The sequence below is a fragment of the Geminicoccus flavidas genome, from assembly GCF_009806515.1.
In the GTDB taxonomy this organism is placed as follows: Bacteria; Pseudomonadota; Alphaproteobacteria; order Geminicoccales; family Geminicoccaceae; genus Geminicoccus; species Geminicoccus flavidus.
Map to the genome: position 1 here is coordinate 1 of NZ_WUJP01000022.1, position 3,122 is coordinate 3,122.

Consider the following 3,122-nt stretch of genomic DNA (forward strand, 5'->3'; position numbering starts at 1 on the left):
GAGCCCGCCCAGCTGCACCAGCTCCAGGTAGCGCTCGACCCTCGGCCGGATCTCTGCCTTGGGGAAATGGCGCATGCGCAAGGGGTAGGCCACGTTCCCCGCCGCGGTCAGGTGCGGGAACAGCGCCAGCTTCTGGAAGACCATGCCGACCTTGCGCCGATAGGGCGGCAGGGCCTCCACCGGGATACCATGCACCTCGATCCGGCCCTGATCTGGCGCCAGAAAGCCCGCGATCGCGCGCAGGATGGTGGTCTTGCCCGAGCCGGAGGGTCCCAGCACGGTAAGGAACCGGCCGCGCTCCAGCTCGAACGAGACGTCCTCGCAGGCGACCGCACTGCCATAGCGCTTGGTCACGCCCGCCACTCGGACCATGACCTCGGGAGAAAGCGTCAGCTTGCCGGCCTCCTTGGCCGCTCGGTGATGGGTGCGCGCAAGCTCTACCGCCTGCGCACGGCCATGCAAGGGGTGGGGCAAGGGGCGAGGCAAGGGAGCGGGGCTGCTTGCTCTGTGCCGGCAGTGCCCTAACTGGCGGTGGAAGGCCGGTGCCGTGTCAGGGCCGGCAGTGCTATTATCGGCCCGAACGGGAGCCGCCATGCGCCTTGCCGGCATCCACCACGTCACTGCGATCACCGCGGATGCGCCCGCCAACCGCCGCTTCTACACCGGCCTGCTCGGCATGCGCCTGGTCAAGAAGACGGTCAACCAGGACGACGTGCGCGCCTACCATTTGTTCTATGCCGACGGGATCGCCGCCCCGGGCACGGACCTCACCTTCTTCGAGTGGCCGGTGGGGCCGCGCGTGCCCGGCAGCCATGATCTCGTGCGCACCGGCCTGCGGATAGCCGGCAGCGACACGCTGGCCTGGTGGCAGGACCGGTTCGCGCGGGCAGGCGTGGCGCACGGGGTGGTCGAGGAACGCGATGGCCGGGCCGTCCTCGACTTCGAGGATCCCGAGGGGCAGCGCCTGTCCCTGGTGGACGATGGCGGGGCGGGTGCTGCCCATCCCTGGGGGGAGAGCCCGGTGCCGGCCGAGCACCAGATCCGCGGGCTGGGGCCGCTCGTCATGAGCGTGCCGAATCTACGTCCGACCGAGCGGGTGCTCATCCAGGTGCTGGGCCTGGTCCACCGGCGCGGCTATCGCGGCCCGGCCACCGCGGACGGGCCGCCGGTCCAGACGGAAGTCTTCAGCACGCCCGATGCTGGCCCCGAAGGCGAGCTCCATGTCCGCCTGGAGCCCCATCTGCGCCCGGCCCCCCAGGGTGCCGGCAGCGTTCACCACATCGCGTTCCGCACCCCCGACGCCGACTACGAGGCCTGGACCGAGCACCTGCGCCGGCTGGGCGTCCCTTCCAGCGGCCCGGTCGACCGCTACTATTTCCGCTCGCTCTACCTGCGCGAGCCCAACGGCATCCTAATCGAGATCGCTACGGACGGACCGGGCTTCGCCACCGACGAGCCCCCGGACCGCCTGGGCGAGACCCTAGCCCTGCCACCCTTCTTGGAGCCCCGCCGGCAGGAGATCGAGGCGGGGCTGAAGCCGCTTTGACGGGACAGCGTTCGCCTGTCTGAACGGGCATGCCGGGTCGTCGCCGGTCGGAGCGGTCCAGGGCCGAACACGCCCGCATACCCGCTCACCCGACCATGCGCATGACCATGTGCGGCGGCCTCCGCTGGCGGGGCGGCTCAGACGGGCTGGTAGAGGGTAGTCGAGGCGGCTGGTTACCATGAGCGCCACTGGTCCAAGACTGCTGTTCGTCGGCCTGAGTGCTGGCAGGGAAAGGTGCAAGTGGTAGAGGCTGGATGAAGCGCTTGGCATTGCCGCGCGGAGCCGGTTCGGATGTGGCGCATGACAAGCAGCTATAACGCCTTGTGGAACAGCTGGGGTGATATCGGCGGCCGCGTGACGGCCGCTCGACTCTCTGCCGCCACTCTGCGGAAACCGACCAGGGGCATGGCTGAAGAAGCCGGCGGTCATCCATCGACGTTCGGCAGGATCCCTCGATACCGTCGGACGCCGTGGCATCATCGATGGCGATACGAATCACCCGAAGCCATTCCCTCGGCGGCCCGGCCAGTTGCGGTGCAATCCCTCGGCTCGATCCCCAGTAACCGGCCAGGCCCATCCACGTCAGCCCTTCGGCGGCCGTGGAACGAACGGAGTTCTGGCTTCTTTAGAGGCTCTTCGCCGGTCAGCCGACAGTCGCACGTGGTCCGCGCCATTTCCGGGGAGAAGCGGCACACCGCCTTGCCTTGTAGGCGCGCATCAGGCGGCGCCATCGGACATCCAGTAAGAATTCCCGCAAGCACCGTCATCTATCAGCGAGCGGATGATCCCCCTCCAGAAGGGGAGAGGTCAGCAGTTTGCCGAAGGCTGCGGCAGGACCTGAAGTCCGGCTCCTGGTCGATCCTCTGGACAATCAGGCGTTTCCGCCAGGGTTAGGGCCTGCGGATGGTAGCAAGGATTGTCTGAGCATCGGCATCCTGCGGGGTATCGGCGCTGGTCAGTGTGGCGATTAGCAGCCGGCAGCTCGGGATCGGCCAAGATGTGCCGCTCGTGGCCAAGGACGCCCTGCCTGCGCCATGGCTGCTGACTGGCCCAGGGAACGCCCTGACCGATTTAGCTGTCGGGCATGTCAACAGCCGGGCTGGCCAGCCGCCCAGACATTTCCCGATCCAGCATCAGTTCCACGTGATGGATGGCGAGGCAAGGACCGACGCATGAAGCGCCTCAACATCGGTACACTGCAGCCAAGTCGAGCCTGTCCACGCTACGCGGGACCGAGGTGAGATGGCGGGAAGTCCTTGGGCAGCGCGCGCCAGCCGCCGCCACTGCGAGCCATGTGGCGGATCGCGTTCAGCATCTCGCGGAGGTCCGCCCCGGTCGGCGCCCGCGCTTGGCCACCGCCAGTAGCAACGGCCGGCAGGCGATCTCGGCCTACCGGGCAAAGCTGGCCTCGCCGTAGGGATGTCAGCAGAGCCGACAGTGGCCCGATCCCGCTCGTATGCGTGCATGCGGCTGAACTGCACAATCAGGCCGGGCAGATGCTTCTGAGCGCCGCCGATCCCAATGGCTTGGCGCAACTTGAGCTGACATACGTCGGTGCCGCCCATACCCAGAATGC

At 68.0% G+C, this 3,122-nt stretch carries 3 protein-coding genes; 1 reads left to right on the forward strand and 2 read right to left on the reverse strand.

Features of this window, described 5'->3' with window-relative positions:
• A partial coding sequence (locus EQG76_RS00500; protein ID WP_235031135.1) for an ABC transporter ATP-binding protein occupies positions 1 to 486 on the reverse strand: 486 nt, incomplete at its 3' end.
• Positions 487 to 592: 106 nt separating this feature from the next.
• On the opposite strand from EQG76_RS00500, the gene EQG76_RS00505 reads away from it, so the two are divergent.
• Positions 593 to 1,546 carry a ring-cleaving dioxygenase gene (locus tag EQG76_RS00505; protein ID WP_159709623.1) on the forward strand — a complete coding sequence of 318 codons (954 nt, stop codon included), beginning with the start codon at positions 593 to 595 and terminating at the stop codon, positions 1,544 to 1,546.
• Positions 1,547 to 2,768: 1,222 nt separating this feature from the next.
• On the opposite strand, the gene EQG76_RS33885 is transcribed toward EQG76_RS00505, so the two are convergent.
• On the reverse strand, positions 2,769 to 3,029 hold the full coding sequence (locus EQG76_RS33885) for a transposase (protein WP_456237656.1): 261 nt from the start codon (positions 3,027 to 3,029) through the stop codon (positions 2,769 to 2,771).
• Between the last annotated feature and the right edge of the window lie 93 nt (positions 3,030 to 3,122).